This window comes from Sphingobacterium sp. UBA5639 (genome assembly GCF_002421245.1).
Lineage (GTDB): Bacteria > Bacteroidota > Bacteroidia > Sphingobacteriales > Sphingobacteriaceae > Sphingobacterium > Sphingobacterium multivorum.
The window spans coordinates 280,834-298,607 of sequence record NZ_DIJR01000029.1 but is presented as its reverse complement, the minus strand read 5'-3'; the positions used below and the strand labels follow the sequence as shown (position 1 = coordinate 298,607).

13 protein-coding genes are annotated in these 17,774 nt (G+C 41.0%); 9 read left to right on the top strand and 4 right to left on the bottom strand.

Annotation, left to right across the window (positions count from 1 at the left end):
* Nucleotides 1-428 precede the first annotated feature (428 nt).
* Nucleotides 429-728 (bottom strand): hypothetical protein, encoded by a 300-nt coding sequence (locus tag B4Z90_RS18130; protein WP_145327499.1) that lies wholly within the window; start codon nucleotides 726-728, stop codon nucleotides 429-431.
* Between the two features lie 156 nt (nucleotides 729-884).
* Here B4Z90_RS18130 and B4Z90_RS18125 point away from each other — a divergent pair, with 156 nt between their 5' ends.
* The gene (locus B4Z90_RS18125) at nucleotides 885-2,057 is read left to right on the top strand and encodes a trans-sulfuration enzyme family protein (protein ID WP_286802890.1); all 1,173 of its coding nucleotides are present in this window, start codon (nucleotides 885-887) and stop codon (nucleotides 2,055-2,057) included.
* A gap of 88 nt (nucleotides 2,058-2,145) precedes the next feature.
* Here B4Z90_RS18125 and tpx read toward each other — a convergent pair whose 3' ends face one another.
* Complete coding sequence (gene tpx, locus B4Z90_RS18120) at nucleotides 2,146-2,646, bottom strand: thiol peroxidase (RefSeq protein WP_070570237.1); 501 nt, start codon at nucleotides 2,644-2,646, stop codon at nucleotides 2,146-2,148.
* 147 nt (nucleotides 2,647-2,793) lie between these two features.
* Between tpx and B4Z90_RS18115 the strand changes: the two genes are divergently transcribed.
* The 3 genes from B4Z90_RS18115 (at nucleotide 2,794) to B4Z90_RS18105 (ending at nucleotide 6,005) form a co-directional block, all read left to right on the top strand.
* Nucleotides 2,794-4,020, top strand: coding sequence for an OmpP1/FadL family transporter (locus B4Z90_RS18115; RefSeq protein ID WP_286777469.1), 1,227 nt, complete (start codon nucleotides 2,794-2,796; stop codon nucleotides 4,018-4,020).
* 22 nt (nucleotides 4,021-4,042) lie between these two features.
* On the top strand, nucleotides 4,043-5,347 hold the full coding sequence (locus tag B4Z90_RS18110; protein ID WP_286802888.1) for an SGNH/GDSL hydrolase family protein: 1,305 nt from the start codon (nucleotides 4,043-4,045) through the stop codon (nucleotides 5,345-5,347).
* A gap of 241 nt (nucleotides 5,348-5,588) precedes the next feature.
* Nucleotides 5,589-6,005, top strand: a complete 417-nt coding sequence (locus tag B4Z90_RS18105; protein ID WP_070570243.1) for an OsmC family protein — start codon at nucleotides 5,589-5,591, stop codon at nucleotides 6,003-6,005.
* Nucleotides 6,006-6,162: 157 nt separating this feature from the next.
* On the opposite strand, the gene B4Z90_RS18100 is transcribed toward B4Z90_RS18105, so the two are convergent.
* Complete coding sequence (locus B4Z90_RS18100) at nucleotides 6,163-8,535, bottom strand: outer membrane beta-barrel family protein (protein WP_070570245.1); 2,373 nt, start codon at nucleotides 8,533-8,535, stop codon at nucleotides 6,163-6,165.
* 185 nt (nucleotides 8,536-8,720) lie between these two features.
* Between B4Z90_RS18100 and B4Z90_RS18095 the strand changes: the two genes are divergently transcribed.
* Together B4Z90_RS18095 and B4Z90_RS18090 are read left to right on the top strand one after the other, a co-directional pair.
* A complete protein-coding gene (locus B4Z90_RS18095; RefSeq protein ID WP_115046474.1) occupies nucleotides 8,721-10,064 on the top strand; it encodes a sensor histidine kinase in 1,344 nt (447 codons plus the stop codon).
* 83 nt (nucleotides 10,065-10,147) lie between these two features.
* Nucleotides 10,148-10,822, top strand: a complete 675-nt coding sequence (locus B4Z90_RS18090) for a response regulator transcription factor (RefSeq protein ID WP_070570249.1) — start codon at nucleotides 10,148-10,150, stop codon at nucleotides 10,820-10,822.
* Between the two features lie 3 nt (nucleotides 10,823-10,825).
* On the opposite strand, the gene B4Z90_RS18085 is transcribed toward B4Z90_RS18090, so the two are convergent.
* Nucleotides 10,826-11,881 carry a DUF2157 domain-containing protein gene (locus B4Z90_RS18085; RefSeq protein ID WP_115046472.1) on the bottom strand — a complete coding sequence of 352 codons (1,056 nt, stop codon included), beginning with the start codon at nucleotides 11,879-11,881 and terminating at the stop codon, nucleotides 10,826-10,828.
* A gap of 156 nt (nucleotides 11,882-12,037) precedes the next feature.
* Between B4Z90_RS18085 and uvrA the strand changes: the two genes are divergently transcribed.
* From uvrA to B4Z90_RS18070, 3 genes are all read left to right on the top strand, one after another.
* A complete protein-coding gene (gene uvrA / locus B4Z90_RS18080; protein WP_070570252.1) occupies nucleotides 12,038-14,878 on the top strand; it encodes an excinuclease ABC subunit UvrA in 2,841 nt (946 codons plus the stop codon).
* A 304-nt stretch (nucleotides 14,879-15,182) separates the two neighbouring features.
* Nucleotides 15,183-17,069, top strand: coding sequence for a DNA mismatch repair endonuclease MutL (mutL, locus tag B4Z90_RS18075; protein WP_088163149.1), 1,887 nt, complete (start codon nucleotides 15,183-15,185; stop codon nucleotides 17,067-17,069).
* A gap of 12 nt (nucleotides 17,070-17,081) precedes the next feature.
* A complete protein-coding gene (locus B4Z90_RS18070) occupies nucleotides 17,082-17,768 on the top strand; it encodes a rhomboid family intramembrane serine protease (RefSeq protein ID WP_286802887.1) in 687 nt (228 codons plus the stop codon).
* Nucleotides 17,769-17,774 lie beyond the last annotated feature (6 nt).

Below are 17,774 nucleotides of genomic sequence, written 5' to 3'. Positions count from 1 at the left end.
CCGATCGATGCTCAGCTCCAACAGAATTTATCCCTAGGTCAAATCGTATTCTTTGTTTTAATCAATCGATTGATTAAAATATGCAAAACATGAATGCTGTAATAATACTTGGCACTAGTAGAACAATTGTTCAGCACATGTGGCCCGGCCAGTTTGAACCCGCTCGCCAGTTTCAGAAATCGAAACTGTATTTTTTCTTAAATAATTGTTTGTCGACAAGGCTCGGGGGAGAAACTCTTCCAGCACCATAACTCCTTTGATCTCATTAGGCTTGGCATCATAGTCACTAAATATCTGAACAGTTTTAAAAGCTGAATTAGGATAACTTACAACGAGGCTATCTAGGTTCTTCGCTGAATTAAAATAGAACGTTTTTTAGGACCTGAGTTGCTCGTCGACGTAGCTGTACTCCCCTTTTAGCAAATCACCTATGTATTGATAAGTTCGACAATTTTCCCGCCCTCAAATAATAACTTCTGTCTGTCTGAAAATATAAGTTCCTTATTAAAACTCTTTTTTTCAAGTATCATCCGATTTCCGTTTACACGAACGTCCCAGTACACCTTATCCGTAAAAAAGGGGGCAAATCCGTTCGTGGTAGGTATCTCTAAAAATCCTCCTATAATGCGATCCAATTGTTTCCCACGATAACTCAATTTCATTTCGTTCACGTTAGACATAAATAATTCAGCGGTAGATGACTCTAGATACAAGATCGGAATTTGCATTGGTCTTTGTCAAAAGTTCCTTCCTCATCCTTTGAACAGGAAAAGCAAAGCACTAGGAATATAGTACAAGGCAAAAGCCATATTTTTTTCATAAAATGGGTTATTTCATTGCTAATTATACAAATATAAAAATTTCATCTCGTACCTTTACACATCATGAAAAAAGATCAATCTAAAATCATACGTGAACAGGTCGATCGTTCAGCACTTCGCGAACATTCGACTCCTTTATACCTTACATCAAGTTTTATCTTCGACAGCGCTGAACAAGGTCGGGCGGTCTTTGCTGGCGAAGAGGATGCAATGATTTACTCCCGCTATGCCAATCCAAATACCTCTGAGTTCATCAACAAAGTCTGTATTCTTGAAGGTGCAGAAGCAGGATTGTCTTTTGCGTCAGGTATGGCAGCAGTATTTGCCTCCTTTGCAGGAATTATCGAAAGTGGAGACCATATTGTCTCTTCACGTGCAATATTCGGTTCTACACATCAGTTATTTACGGAACTATTCCCACGTTGGGGCGTTACAACAACTTACGTAGACGCCGCTAATCCCGAAGAATGGGAAAAAGCAATTCAGCCGAATACGAAAATCATCTTTTTAGAATCGCCATCCAACCCAGGTCTGGAATTGGTTGATTTGGAATGGTTGGGTAAATTCAAGGAGAAATATCCTCATATCATTCTGTCGATCGACAACTGCTTTGCCACACCTTATCTTCAGAAACCGATTCAATATGGATTTGACCTGGTTATCCATTCGGCGACCAAATATATGGATGGACAGGGTCGTGTTTTGGGCGGTATTGTTGTCGGAAAACAAGAGCTTATCGATAAATTGATGTTCTTTATCCGTCATACAGGCCCCGCATTATCGCCTTTCAATGCCTGGATCATATCAAAAAGTTTAGACACGTTGGGCATCCGTATGGATCGCCATTGTTCTAACGCATTGGCTTTGGCCGAGGCATTGGAAAATCATGCGGAAATTGAGGATGTAAAATATCCATTTTTACCAAGCCATCCACAATATGAGCTGGCCAAGAAACAAATGAAAGCTGGTGGCGGTATTGTAACCTTTGTTGTCAAAGGTGGTTTTGAGCGAGCAAAAGCCTTTGTAGATCATTTGGAAATGATTTTATATACCTCTAATTTAGGAGATTCAAGATCAATCGCAACGCATCCAGCTTCAACGACACACTCAAAATTGTCGGAAGAAGAACGTTTGAATCTGGGCATCAAACCGGGCAGTATCCGCCTGTCTGTGGGTCTGGAAGATCAACAAGATATCATCAACGATATCTTGCAGGCTTTAGAGAAAACGAAATAAACGTTCGCTTTGTAATAGTTAGCGAATATACATTAACTAAAAAAGCCTTTGCATAAGCAAAGGCTTTTTTTATTCACTCTCATCCTACTTAATTCAACGATGCGATCGCTGCAGCATAATTTGGCTCATCAGCAATTTCTGCGACTTGCTCTTCGTACAATACTTTTCCATTTTCATCCAATGTGATGACAACACGGCTCAATAAACCTGCCAAAGGTCCATCAGCGATAGCCAATTGATAAGCATCTGAAAAGTTTGAATCTTTATACTCTGATAATGTCACTACGTTATTTAGCCCCTCTGCAGCACAAAAGCGGCCTTGTGCAAAAGGCAAATCTTTCGATATACATAACACCACAGTGTTATCCAACTGAGAAGCCTCTTTATTAAATGCACGTACGGAAGCAGCACAAGTTCCGGTATCTACACTAGGAAAAATATTTAATACAATTTTTTTTCCTTTGAAGTCTGTAAGAGACTTATCGGAAAGATCGCCTGCAGTTAATTTAAAATCAGGAGCTTGCTCGCCAACCTGTGGTAAACTGCCTTTCGTGTTTACTGGATTGCCTTTAAAAGTGATTGTAGCCATATAATATGATCGTTTAATTTTTAGTATCCTTGCACTTAAAGGTACGAGCAAAAAAAATATTACACAACATTTATTAATTTTAGTCAAACATTTATTATGTTAGCATTGTATTTGAAAGAGGAATGTTAACCAAAAATAAACACTAGTATGAAGAAACTGCTATTTTCAATACTTTGTGCAAGTCCGTCACTCCTGTTTGCACAAGGATCTCAAGTGAATCTACAAAGTCCCAAAGCTGTGGGAATGGGGGGAGCAGGTTCTGCTTACTTTTTAGATGAGTCTTCCATTTTTTATAGTCCGGGTGCTTTAGCAAAAATGGACCATAACGCTATTTCAGTTGCCGGTAATGCCGTGATGTACAAATCTGGCTTTCAAGAGGTCGGCAGTACAGTTGTTTATCATACTAGAAATCAGATTTCAACTCCTTTTTCATTATTTGCTGCATTCGGCCCTAAAAACTCCTGGTGGAAAGCCGGTATTGGAGTATACACACCTTACGGTGGAGCCGTCGATTGGGGGAAAGATTGGGTAGGTAAATTCAGTTTGGTCAGCCTTTCGCTACGTGCAATCTATATTCAGCCCACATTGAGTTTCAAACTGACTGAAAATTTTAGTGTTGGGGGTGGTTTTGTATACAACGTTGGTACCGTAGACCTCGAAAATTCTGTTCCGGTATTCTATCCGGACGGTCACGCCGGACTGGCAACCCTAAAAGGAACCGGAACTGGAACGGGGTATAACGTGGGTATTCATTATAACTTAGAAGACGACTTCGCTATATCGGTAAGTTACCGCTCTAAAGTCGTCACCAAACTTAAAAATGGAGATGCAAATTTTGACGTGCCTGAATCGGTAGCAAGCAACTTCCCTGCGGGCAACAAATTCAGTGCTGAATTACCGCTACCATCCACATTTGCCGCGGGCGTTGCCTTCCCTATTTCGGAGAAATTGAAGATGGCTCTTGATGCAACAATCATCAATTATGACATCTATAAGGCGCTAGATTTCGATTACAAAGAAAATACGCCGGTATTGCAAGATACGCATTCTCCAAAAAAATACGATAAAGCAGGATCCGTCAAAGCAGGATTGGAATATATTGCTTCCGACCGCTTGCAATTACGTATAGGTGGCGGTGTGATCGCAACTCCAGTACAGCAGAGTGCTTATGTTTATCCGGAGACACCAGATAACACCAGGTATTTGATATCAGGAGGTTTTACAATAAAACCATCACCAAAATTTGACGTCACAGGTTCCTTTGCATACCAGCGCATCGTGGCTCGCCAATCAACCAATGTGGAGAGTCATCTTTCGGGTACTTATGCGACAAATATTTTTGCTCCCGGTATTGGTGTAAGCTATAAATGGTAATTAACAGCCAAATTTGACTAAGATGAAAAAAAACAAACTTTATATAGCTGCGGCGTTAGCACTTTTAGCGATCGCCTCATGTAAACCTACCTTGGACGAATATACGCCTTCGGCTGGATCGCTTAATTTTTCAAAATATGTTGCCATCGGAAATTCATTGACAGCAGGTTATGCCGATGGCGGACTCTACTTGGAGGGCCAAAAGGTAGCCTATCCAAATTTAATTGCTGAACAGCTAAAGCAAGTCGGTGGTAGTGAATTCAAATCGCCGTTTTTCAGTGAAGATCAAGCCAATGGTTCTGGTTATATTACACTTACAGCGCTCGTCAATGGCCAGCCAGTAACGGCACAGGTAACGGATAAATTGGCCTACCGTTCTGCTTCACCAAAATTATTGACAAAATATACCGACCCGATTAACAACCTTGGCGTACCGGGCATGCGTATGGATATGGCCTTTGCTGCTGGCGTGGGATCCCAAGCTGGAAACATGTATTTCGAACGCTTACTACCTGACGCAGATGCGATGAAAACATATTTTGCCTATTCAACGACGCAAAACCATACCTTCTTTAGTTTTGCTTTAGGCAATAACGATGCTTTAGGCTGGGCGACTAACGGTGGTGTAGAAGATGGACCAACATCAACATTGACTTCTACTGCGCTCTTCACGTCTTTATTGGGCAACTATGTAACGACATTAACAGCAGGAGGTCAAAAAGGCGTACTGGCCACAATTCCAGATGTAACAGCAACACCTTATTTTACGACGGTAACCCGTGCTGCTTTATTGGCAGCTGTGAATGCAACAAATCCGCCGACACCGGTAACAAATATCTACATTGCAACAAAGTCAGGTCCTCGTGCAGCTACTGATCGAGATTATTTTGTGCTCCCTTTCTCTTCAACAGGATTATTGGGGAAACCAAATGCGGCACAAATTCCGTACGGCTTACACCCACTGAACCCCGTGGAAGACAAATACGTGCTTGATGTAAGCGAAACAGCAACGGTCGTACAACGCATCAACGAGTATAATGCAGCCATCAAAGCTGCTGCAAATTCAAAAGGTCTAGCTTTAGCTGATGTGCATGAATTCTTGAATAATGTAAAAGGAGGTGTTCGTATCAACGGACTAGCGGTGAGTGCAAAATACATTACCGGAAATGCATTCTCTTTAGATGGTATTCACTTAACCCCAATTGGAAACGCCCTAATGGCCAACATCTTTATCAATGCCATCAATTCTAAATATGGCTCAAAGATTCCACAAGTTGATGTAGCGAAATATCGCGGTGTCAAACTGCCCGATACCGTCACAAAATAAACAGTGATCAACATACTGACAAAAGGCAGACAAATAATCGTCTGCCTTTTTTGTATATTTCCTCTATAAATAAGTTCCTCAAAAGGCAGAGGAGAGATCGATAAATTACTTTTATATACTACGCAATTATATTGCATATAAAAGGTAATTTATCTAAGTTTGTTTAGTATAGATTGAACAGAAAAAAACTCGTTTCACGTTCCACAGCCTAAACGAGCAAAAAAGAATAAAATAGAATAAGATGAAAATCAAATTAAACCGTGTCAACCAAGCTGTGCATTTCGAAGCCAGCAGTGAATTATCCCCCGTGAAAGTCAACATCGATGGTTCAGAAGCTATCGGCGGTGAAGGAAAAGGTGTTCGTCCAATGGAATTGGTTTTAATGGCACTGGGTTCTTGCAGCGTCTTTGACCTCCATAGCATACTGGTAAAACAACGCCAGCAAATTGACGATATCCAGGTTGAAGTGGAAGGTAAACGCCGCGAAGAAATTCCTCAAGTATTTACAGATATTCACATTAATTTTTTCCTAAAAGGTGAAATTGATGAAGTAAAAGCAGCCAAAGCAGCTGAATTAGCTGTTAAAAAATATTGTTCAGTACACGATATGCTTGCCGCTGGCGGTATTAATATCACGTATTCACTGAAAATAAACTAAGAAATACTTTCCTTGCATCTGATAATCCTCCACATCGCATGTGGAGGATTATTGTTTTTGATCCATGCGGTATTTATTCTCTTTTACAGGCGTATGGAGAATATAACCAAGGAAATAGAATCTGCAGCAGGATTTGACTTTGCCAAAATTAACCGAATTACAAGCGGTTCTGCTCTTCTGTTCTTGTGGGCTGATTGCTGCTCTTGACTTTCTGGTTTCCAAAATGATACCGCAGCGTTAGATTCACCTTTCTAGTATCGCGGTAATCTTTATAAAAGTTGTTTTGGTCACCATATTTGGATGATATCGTCATTTTTTCTGTTTTGAAAATGTCCATAAATGAGAGATTCACTTCAAATTTCTTTTTAAAGAATTTTCGATTTGTCATCACATAGGTACTTGAATACCCTGTAATATGAAATGGCCCCTGTATCGTGGGTGATGTAAATGTATTAACCAGTTCAAGGTTCCAACCGGCATCCTTATTCAGCACATAGTTGGTGCTTACGTTTCCGTTGCCGATATACACATCATTCTTGTGCAATACGTCATCAGTACCCATAAAGTAATTCTGGTTATACATCCCCTCTAGCTGCAGATTCAATCCCCAGCGCCCGGTCAGCTGAAAACTCTTTCCTAAGTCTATCCCTGCCCCTTGTCCTTTCTTGATATTGGTATATTGGAAAATAAGTTGGTGATTGTTGTTATCTTGGCGGGAAATTTCCATATTCGGCCACTTCTCAAATCGGTAGAATAAATCGATATTCCAGTTGTTTTTTGTCCAGGTCAGATTCAGGTTATGAACGATCGTCGCCCTTAAACGTGGATCTCCCTGAAAATAGGAAAAGCGATTATAGTAGGACTTAGCCGGATTAAGCCAGGAGTATGCTGGGCGACTAATACGCTTTCCATAGGAAAAACCAAACTGCTGATCGTCAGTCAAGGCATATTGCATGTAAAATGTCGGAAAGAGCACAAAATAATCACGCTTATTGATATCAGCTGGTTCGGATACAATACCTTCCAAATCGGTATATTCTCCCCTTAGACCTGCTTTCCAGCTCCATTTTTTCCAGGCATAGTCCAATGAGCCATACAAAGCCACATTACGTTCTTTGTAATCAAACACACTACTCTTATCAGGCCTTTGCTCGAGCTCTCCTGATTCATCATCAAAGAAAGCAAGGGTACTCGTCGTTTTCACATCGCTAAATTTTCCACCAAACTCCAGCCCCAGCTTCTTTATTTTTCCGGTGAAATCTATCTGGGAAGAAAAAAGCCGATTTTTATTTCCATTATTACTGATAAATCGGGTATATGTGGGTTCCTCCCCCTTAAATCGCAGTGCCGTCAGCACGTCTTGATCATTTGTCGAATGATTGTCAGTGAAGTAGGATGACCAATTTATGCTCCACCTGGAATTAAGCTTCTTTGTTACCTGAAGGTAGAGGTTATTCGTTTTTGTCGATCGTTGATGATCATTGGTGGTAAAATAACTGGACTCCTGTACATGATTTTTATCGTATATAACGGTTGGCACTTCATAAATCCCATAGGTTTTCGGTCCATAATATCCATTTAGTCCAGCATTAACCGTCCAGGTTGTATCGGGTGTATAGTCTATCGAAAACACATAGCTGTTCTGACTGTTATTGGTATCAAATCGATCCATGACACCTTCCCATGAGGTTTGCTCATTTGGATAATAAACATAATTCGTTTCATAGCGTGCGTAAGTCCCTCGTCCGAAATTATACGTACCTCGAAGATTGAATTTTTCATTTTTATAATACTGGGTTAGTCCAAACAGTTGCTTCCAGGTACTGCTTTTTTCGGCCAATGCAACCACCGTGCCTCTATAGCCATATAGGTTGGATTTGGAAAGTTTAATATTGATAATCGTACTTCCCTCAGCTTCATATTTTGCAGGTGGATTGGTAATAACCTCTATCGATTGCACGTCGCTACCTGCTGTATTCTCCAGATAGGTTTTCAGTTCGTCCCCCGTGAGCATCACTTTTCGGTCATTAATGAGGACAACAATATTTTTGTTTCCACGGACCATTAAATCCGCACCATTCACCATCACCAATGGCGTACGCTTCAAAATGTCCCAGCTGTTGAGCGCTGAAAGATTTGAATTCTGAACGTTAAATTCCAAGCGGTCCAACTTGCGGATCAATCTAGGAGCGCGACCGACGACTTGTGCTTCTTCGAGTACCTTTGCTTCGGGAAGAAGTTCAAGCAAGAAAGGGCGTGAAATGGTATCGCTGTGAAAAAAAAGTTCCTGAGATTTGAAGTTTAGATAGGTTGTTCGTAGATAGTAGCCACTAGGATGATCCAGCATAAGTATAAATTTTCCAAAATGGTCCGTCTTTACTTCCCGGATCTCCTGATAGTTGCTATCCAATAGCATAACGGTCGCTCCCGCCAGCACAATTTTGTTTGCATCCTGTACTTGCCCCCCGATTTGTTTGGTCTGTGCCGAAAGCAACAAGGGGAAAGCCAGAAAAAATAGGATCAATTTCATGTACAAATAATTAGTCTTTTAATTCTAGTATAGCTTATCCGCATTATTCTATTTGACAATCGCGGCCATTTCATACTGATATGCTATGCTTCAAAAGTGTCTATAGTGACGGCAAATAATGGTTAATAAAAGGTTAATACTGGGTTAAGGTACATTATCTTAGCCCTCAGCAGTTATATTTGTGTATGGAATTGAAACCCAAAAGTTATATCGTCCTATTCACGTTATTTTTTGCCGTACTTATTGGCATACAGGGGTATCAATTGTACAATACCTATCAGCTCAAACAGCGTGATATTTTTGCCACTGTAAAAAGTAAGCTAAGTAAGCTTCATGACAATGACAAGCTTTTTGATGATGATTTAATGAGCAAAGACATTGCTAGAGATTACTACATCAAATTGGTTAAACATGAGATAACGGCCGAAAAATTAAAGGAGTTATACCATGCAAACGCCCATAAAACATCCCAGAGGCTAACGCAATATGTCGACAGTCTATTTCAGCCACTTGGAATGGATGTCATTCTGAAAAAAGAAATTTTGGGCATCTATTTCAAGAGCTTAGAAAAACAGATCGCAGCGGGTCCCATTACCATCTACACAACGTCTGGAGCTTTTCGGCGGCCCGTTGAACTTTCCTCAAGCGAGTGGATAACAGAAAAAACAGAAACACAGAAAATCGAAAACAGCATCCAGAGCAAAGAGGTCTTATATACCTTTCTTGTACATAGGAAGACATCCTTTGAGGTGACGAATCTCAACTGGATATTGTTCAAAGAACTTACTTCGCTCCTATTGAGCACCTTATTTATTCTAGCCGCTTTTCTTTGGCTTTTTTATAGAACCATTCAGAATCTCCGAAAACAGCAGAAACAGATCACCGTACTGCACGATGTCGTCGACAATATTTCACATGAACTCAAAACACCTATTGCAACCCTGAAAATTGCTGCTAAAACACTTCGGAAATCAACAGGCGAAAGCATTATAACCGTCATTGAACGACAAGTAAATCGCTTGGAACAAACCCTTGATCCACTTAACGAAAATCTTCAAACTATTGATCAGCCTCCTGTTAAAAGCACAGAACTACAAGCTATTTTCGACGATTTTCAACTGACCAACTGCGCTATTGCATTCCAATTAAGTCTCTTGCCTGACGGCAAACTATGCCTGAGCCCAAATGATGCGACAACACTATTTCAGAACCTGATGAACAATGCCGTAAAATATGGTGCAACTTGGATTAATATCTCTTTTGAGGATCAGAAAGGCAAACTCTCGGTTTATATACAGGATAACGGTTACGGCATGGAGGAGTCCGAGCTACCCTATATTTTCGACAAGTTTTACCGCATCCAAAAAGACAATATTCACGACACCAAAGGCCTGGGAATAGGTCTTTTCCTTGTAAAAAAAATCGTCGATCGTTATCACGGACAGCTTACTGTAACCAGCGAACCCAATGTCGGGACTACGTTTAAAATCCAGCTACCGCATGCGCTTGTCCCATCATCGGAAATATGACCAAAAACAAGGATAAGCTGTGAAAAGACAATAGACGGCCATAGACTAAAGTATTTATATTAACTCAACTACTGAAAACAAAAATGAATAAAATATTACTCGTTGAAGACGATCCCGATTTTGGTTTTATGCTTAAGCAATACCTTGAGCTATCCACATTTGCCATAGACTGGATAGCACAGCCCAATGATCTTACGGAAAATTTCCAGCAGCTAGCCGATTACGATCTGGTTATACTGGATGTTATGCTTCCTCAAATCAGTGGTTTTAGCCTCGCCAAAGAAATCAATGCACTATACCCTACTTTACCCTTTATCTTTTTAACAGCCAAAGAGCAAAAAATAGATAAGCTCACGGGACTAAAAATCGGTGCCGATGATTATGTCACTAAACCTTGTGATCCCGAGGAACTATTGCTTCGCATACAAAATATATTAAAGCGGAATCAGAAAAATAGTACTCCAAAATCGATCGCCATCGGGAGCTATCTATTCCATCCTGAACAATTATTATTAAGCCATGCTTCGAAACAATATAAGCTCACTGAACGTGAAGCCCAACTTCTCCTCTTTCTATGGCAACACAATGATCAGCTTGTCACGCGTGAAGAAATCCTTGAAAAAGTATGGGGAAATGCAGATTTCTTCACAGGAAGGAGCATGGATGTCTTTATTACCCGGATCCGCAAATATTTAAGCCTGGATCCTAATCTGAGCATCAGTTCGAATAGAGGTGTCGGATTTACGATTCAATTTTAAGAGTTATCCAGCAATCTCTTCCTTCCGTTTGTTCCATAATTTCTCTGCCCAACGGCCGACAAACCAAAAGGACACGGCCAAAATTAAAAAGAACACTGCTCTATTGATATTATCCCAGAGATACTCGACATAGCGGGTATAGATATTGAGCACTAAAAATACAAAGCCTACTTCTCTGCTGACGTTATCTTTCGCTTTTAAGCCGTAGACAACCAGGAATACCGACACGGCAGTGGATAAAATACCCCAGTAGAACATATGGTATTGACGTACAGTCGTCCATTCATAGAAATCAGCATAATTTCCAAAAATAGAAAGGGTCCACAAGGAGACCATCAGGTAGATCAACCCTACAATATAACTGATAGGCTGAAAGATTTGCAGGCGTTCGAACCGCGGTTGAACCCAAACGGCCAAAGCGGTGAGCAGCGCTCCGAAGATGGTAAAACGAAGTGGGTAATTCATTCCCCAAAACTTAAAGCCCCAATTGCTATGGTAGGCGGTCTCGGTCGCAAACCATACGCCCAAGGCCAAAAGCATAAACGTCCAAATCAGCTTACTCTCGAGCTTGACGGCAAGAAAGCCATAAATCGCCACGGAGAGTAAAAATAACAGCGAATAGTGCATCGTATCTTTGTCCAATACTTTACCCATAAACCCGATACAGGCCGCAGTTCCGAAAACTCCAATCAGCATCATGGTTTCCGTGGATAGATTTTTATAAGGATAGCGTTTCTTATACCGAAAACCCAGCGTATAGAATAATACAGCCACGGCAGCGAAAAAGAAGCAAAATAGGATATTAGGTGCTTCGTAGAGTGTATCCACAAAGGCCAAGAATGATGCATCTGTAAACAACGAAAAGACAGCGAAGACCAGAGATGCCAAGGCAATCCAAAAGGCATATCTAGCCAGTTGTCCCCAATCAAAACTTTTCACGTCTAAACTATCCATCAGCTCGTTCGCTTTTTGCTCATCTAATAAGTTCTCTTTCTTCCAAAATTGGACAATATCGTCGATCGATTGTTTCTCTTGTTTGCTGACGTCGTATTTTCGCATAAATTTAGATTTACTGTGCAAGGTACATTATTTTTTTAAATCACTTGTATATCACATTTTGTTCCAAAAGTCAGAAATGCTCGCATAATTCCTTTAAAATCTGTAATTTTGCATGTTTTGCATTTAATCCCTCACACGGGACCTTAAGGAGTTTTCATGGCAGTAAAAAGAAGCCCAGATTTGGGCGAACAAAGTGAAGTTCAGGTATTTGGAGCGCGTGCGCATAATCTAAAAAATATAGATGTTTCTTTTCCGAGAAATGAATTGGTTGTTATCACAGGTTTAAGTGGCAGCGGAAAGTCTTCCTTGGCTTTTGACACCATTTATGCCGAAGGACAACGTCGGTATATGGAGACATTCAGTGCCTACAGCCGTCAGTTTTTGGGAGGCATGGAACGTCCGGATGTGGACAAGATATCGGGCTTAAGTCCAGTGATCTCCATTGAACAGAAAACCACCAGCAAAAACCCGAGGTCCACTGTTGGAACCATTACTGAGGTGTATGACTTTATGCGTCTACTATTTGCCCGAGCAGGAGAAGCTTTCTCCTATGTGACTGGGAAGAAAATGGAGCGTATGTCGGACGATCAGGTTATCGAACGGATTTTGACTGAGTTTGAAGGACAGGCACTGAACATCCTGGCACCAGTGGTTAAAGGGCGTAAAGGCCACTACCGGGAGTTGTTTGAACAAATCCGTAAGCAAGGTTATGTGAAGGTACGTGTGGATGGAGAAATATTGGACCTTGTTCCAAAAATGCAGGTCGACCGCTACAAAATACACGATATTGAAATCGTCGTAGATCGTCTGAAAGTAGAGCGTGAAGATAAAAAGCGCTTACAAACTTCCGTGATGCAGGCGATGAAAACAGCGAAAGGTATCATCAAGGTCTCCACGAAAGATAATCAGGAGCAATTCTATAGCCGTTATCTCATGGATGCCGAATCGGGGATCTCTTATGATGAGCCACAGCCAAATACCTTCTCATTCAATTCCCCATACGGTGCGTGTCCGACATGTGATGGTTTGGGCTATATTTTTGAAATTGATAAGAATGCCGTTATCCCGGATAAAAAACTAAGTATTCAAAAAGGTGGTTTGGCCCCTTTGGGACCTACCCGGGAAAATTGGACTTCGGAAGTATTGAAAGCTGTCGCAAAAAAATTAGATTTTACCATTACAACACCGCTTGAAAAACTAACTGAAGAACAGATTGACCAGCTTTTATTTGGCAATAAGGAAGAGCCTATCGTTGTCACGGTATCTTATGGAAGTTATGGCACACGTGAATATCGTGTTGAATTTGAAGGAATCTTTAAGATGCTGGAAGAGTTTTCGGGAAAATCATCGGATGAGGCACCTTCTTTAGATGACTTCAGAACGAAAGTGACCTGTCCAACCTGTGCGGGAGCTCGTCTGAAAAAAGAATCTTTACATTTTAAAATTGCGGATAAAAACATCCATGAGCTCTCAACGATGGACATTACATCCATCAAAGAATGGTTTGATCAGGTAGAAAGCAAACTTGATGAACGCCAGCTCATTATTGCAACGGAGATATTAAAGGAAATCCGCGCACGTTTAGGCTTCCTGCTGGATGTCGGCCTAAATTACTTGACCTTGGACCGTACAGCTAAAACACTTTCGGGTGGTGAAGCACAGCGGATCCGTTTGGCCACACAGATTGGTTCCCAACTGGTGAATGTACTTTATATTCTGGATGAACCGAGTATTGGGCTCCATCAGCGGGATAACGAACGTTTGATCAATGCGCTTAAAAACCTACGCGATATTGGCAATTCGGTCCTTGTTGTGGAACATGACAAAGACATGATCCTACATGCCGACCATGTTATCGACATGGGACCTGCTGCAGGCGTTCATGGTGGGACTGTGGTTGCCGAAGGTACACCAACAGAAATCCTAAAATCGAACTCTTTAACAGCAGCTTACCTCAACGGGACAAAAGAGGTTAAGATTCCCGAGAAACGCCGTGAGGGCAATGGAAAAACATTGTCATTACATGGAGCAACCGGACATAACTTAAAAAATCTGTCTGTCTCTTTTCCATTAGGAAAACTCATTGTTGTATCGGGTGTTTCAGGTTCGGGTAAATCAAGCCTAATCACAGGTACTTTATACCCGATTTTGAATAAACATTTTTTCAGAGCCAAAGCAATTCCACTTCCTTTCAAAAAAATTGAAGGGTTAGAACATATTGACAAAGTCATCGAGATCGACCAAAGTCCTATCGGCCGTACACCACGGTCCAACCCTTCGACCTATACCGGTGTATTTTCGGATATCAGAACCTTGTTTGTTCAACTTCCAGAAGCTAAGATCAGAGGCTATAAACCAGGAAGATTTTCCTTTAACGTCAAAGGTGGTCGTTGTGAAACCTGTCAGGGAGCCGGGCTGAAAGTCATCGAAATGAATTTCCTTCCCGATGTACAGGTTCCTTGTGAAACATGTCACGGAAAACGCTACAACCGAGAAACTTTAGAGGTACGCTACAAAGGAAAATCCATTTCCGATGTACTTGATATGAGCATCAACGATGCTGTGGATTTCTTCGAAAATGTACCGAGTATTTACCGAAAGATCAAAACACTGCAGGATGTAGGTTTGGGTTATATCACCTTAGGACAGTCCTCGACAACCTTATCCGGAGGTGAGGCACAACGGGTAAAATTGGCTACTGAACTTTCTAAAAAAGACACTGGAAATACATTCTATATCCTTGATGAACCGACAACAGGTCTTCACTTTGAAGATGTCAATGTCCTTATGGGCGTTATCAATCGTCTGGTCGAGCGCGGGAATACCATTTTGATTATTGAGCATAACCTTGATGTCGTTAAATCGGCCGATTGGGTCATTGATATCGGTCCCGAAGGTGGCAAAGACGGCGGGCAGGTTCTATTTGAAGGAACACCTGAAAACTTAATTAAAAATAATAAAAGCGAAACAGCACGTTTCTTAAAATTGGAAATGTAATGCCTTTGAAACGGCAGCCGCGAAGTATTATATTTCGTGACTGCTGTTTGCTCGGGATGGCTCGGTTATTGCGCAGGAATGTTTTCCAACTCCTTGAGCTTTGTCTTACATGGGGCAATAGATATCGCACACTGACTTTGACGGCCGAGGAATAGGGCGCAACTATTTATCAATGCCATCCATTTTCATTTGTATAAATGAACGCATTACACGCTTTTGTTTTTAAAGAACATGTGGAATGTCCGATTGATTTTCGTCAGTGTTTATACGCTGCAAACATGGATATTTCTTAACTTTGTATTATATGTCGGATATTATTCAATTACTTCCAGATAATGTTGCTAATCAGATTGCGGCGGGAGAAGTGGTGCAGCGACCAGCGTCTGCCATTAAAGAATTGATTGAGAATGCTATTGATGCTGGAGCTGACAAAATAAAACTTATTGTTAAAGATGCAGGCAAGTCATTGATCCAGGTCATTGACAATGGCTGTGGCATGAGCGTAACTGATGCTCGTCTTTGTTTTGAACGTCACGCAACATCGAAAATTCGTAAGGCTGAAGACTTATTCGCTATCCGTACGATGGGTTTCCGTGGTGAAGCAATGGCATCCATTGCTGCGATTGCACAGGTAGAGCTCAAAACACGCCGCATTGAAGATGAACTGGGTACAGTTGTTGAGATAGAGGGATCAAAAGTTGTCAACCAATACCCGGAAGCTGTTGCTGCCGGGACAAATATTTTAGTTAAAAATCTTTTTTACAATATTCCTGCACGGAGAAACTTCCTAAAGAGCAACTCGGTAGAAATGCGTCATATCATTGATGAATTTCAACGTATTGCTTTATCAAATCCACAGATTTTCCTAACCTTACATAGCGACGGAAATGAGATCTACCATTTGCCGGCTGAGACGCTGAAACAACGTATTGTCCATATTTTTGGCAACAATTACAATCAGCGACTTGTCCCGGTGGAAGAAGATACGTCCATCATCAAGGTAGAAGGTTTTGTTGGGAAACCTGAATTTGCAAAAAAAACACGTGGTGAACAGTTTTTCTTTGTCAACAAACGCTTTGTACGTGATCCATACCTGCACCATGCAGTCATGAATGCTTATGAAGATATTTTACAGGCCGAAACATTCCCTTTCTATGTCTTATTTATCGACATAGATCCTGCACGCATCGATATCAACGTACACCCTACCAAGACCGAAATTAAGTATGAAGACGATAAGGCTATTTACGCCATTATCCGTTCAGCCGTAAAAAGATCGTTGGGACGGTACAATATCATGCCATCTTTGGATTTTGAACAGGAAACAAGCTTCACCAATCTTATTACAAAAAAGGCATTGGATGAAATTATCGTTCCAACGGTAACTTTTAATCCAGACTTCAATCCATTTGATACAGACAAATCGAAATCCAATTCGAGCTACACCCGTTCAGAAAGCTACGCTGAAGGACTTAACAAGAAAACAGGTGGCATACCTAGCAATTGGGATTCCCTGTACCAAATCGTCGAAGAGGAGGAATCTGTTCAGCTGCCATTGCATGCGGAGCCGGAATTGCATACGGATAGCTCACAGGTCATTCAGGTCGAAGACAAGTCATCCTCAAAGCTCTTTTTTCAGCTCCATAATAAATATATTGTCTCTCAGATTCACTCTGGATTTATTCTAATTGATCAACAGGCTGCACATGAACGTATTCTCTTTGAGCAATTTCTTGCGCAACTGGACCAACATAAAGGGCTGAGTCAGCAAAGTTTGTTTCCACAGACTTTGGACCTAAATGCTGCAGATAATGAATTAATGAAAGACCTTTTGGAGGACATCAATGGCTTAGGCTTTCAAATTCGTGAATTTGGAAAAAATTCCTATATTATTGACGGAATTCCTGCAGACTTAGGGACAGGATTCGACGAAATAAAGATGATTGAGAAAATATTGGAGGATTACAAAAACAATCAATCTGAGTATAAGCTCGCTAAGCGCGAAAATCTTGCAAAAAGCCTTGCCCGTAATGCGGCCATTAAACCTGGTACCGCGTTGGACAATACAGCAATGGCAGAGCTTGTGGACAGACTATTTGCCTGTCACTCACCCAATATCTCCATCTATGGCAACCCTGTGATTGTAACATTTACATTGCAAGAATTAGCGGAAAAATTTGGCAAAAATTAGAAGATAAAATATATGTTTCCACAACTGACACCTGTTATCAAGAATTTATTGATCATCAATATCATATTTTATATTGGATCACAACTTGTACCTGTAGCATATGATTATCTTGCGGTCTATTATCCGGACTCCCCTTATTTTAAAATTTGGCAGGTGATCACGCATATGTTTATGCACGACAAGAACAATATTAGCCATATCTTCTTCAATATGTTTTCCCTGGTCATGTTCGGTCCTATGATTGAGCAGGTCCTTGGTTCAAAACGTTTTTTAAATTTCTACCTGGTTTCGGGAATCGGTGCCTGGTTTCTTTATACAGCTGTAAATGGTATACAACTCTATAATGCGACAGGTTCTTTCGCTCCACTTCACGGCATAAGCGGAAACCAACTTATTCCCATGGCCAATACCGGAAATAATGAAGCACTAACCTACCTCATTCCGATGTTGGGGGCCTCAGGAGCCATTTATGGTGTTCTATTAGCATTTGCCTACCTTTTTCCAAACATACCGCTTCAATTTTTGTTTATTCCTGTACCAGTCAAAGCAAAGTATATGATCGGTGGATTCATTCTCATCGAAATTTATATGAGTTTGTCTAGACCAGGGGATTCTGTGGCTCACCTGGCTCATGTCGGTGGTGCACTATTTGGCTATCTACTGCTTAAACTGTGGAAGATTAGAAAAGGAATTTATTAATATCGT